Here is a 465-nt window from a genome sequence, read left to right as displayed (position 1 = left end):
AGTATTTTTCTTAATAGTGACTATAGTACAAGTATTTAAAACGACATTTCGTGTCGTTCATATGGTTTACTCCAGTCGCTTATATCCTCGTGCTGAACCACGAGGTTTTTCGCTCCAGTGGATAAAATCCATAGGCAAAATTTGCCAAAATCAAAACAAAGAAAAAAGAACTATAAAATGCCAACTGCTGAAAAATAGTGGGTTCTGCCCACAGCGTCACCCCAATATTAAAGCTCAATAACAGCATTGCCGCGCTATATACCCAACGATGCAAATAGCGCGAACTGAGCAAAAACATATAACTCAGGAAAAATAAAATCGCTAAAAAACTAAATAAATAGACCTCTTGCGAAAGTAAAAACTACCTCAATATAGATTTCATGAAATATCAGAAATTAAACCGTTTTTCAGATTCTGAATTCAAGCGCTTGGTTGGTGTACCTCGACCAGTTTTTAGTGAAATGG

Annotated in this window: 1 protein-coding gene and 1 pseudogene; both read left to right on the top strand. The window is 36.1% G+C overall.

The genetic code is table 11. From position 1 onward, the window contains the following. Positions 1 to 241 (top strand): hypothetical protein (locus ACEO2X_RS14185; RefSeq protein WP_371972185.1); only part of this gene is annotated, 241 nt, incomplete at its 5' end. A 139-nt stretch (positions 242 to 380) separates the two neighbouring features. Beyond that, positions 381 to 465: pseudogene (locus ACEO2X_RS14180) on the top strand (IS5/IS1182 family transposase); the annotation flags it as partial.

It is taken from the genome of Acinetobacter sp. AL9 (genome assembly GCF_041464035.1).
GTDB lineage: Bacteria > Pseudomonadota > Gammaproteobacteria > Pseudomonadales > Moraxellaceae > Acinetobacter > Acinetobacter towneri.
Note: the sequence above shows the minus strand (reverse complement) of the source record. Positions and strands in the feature narration are given on the sequence as shown.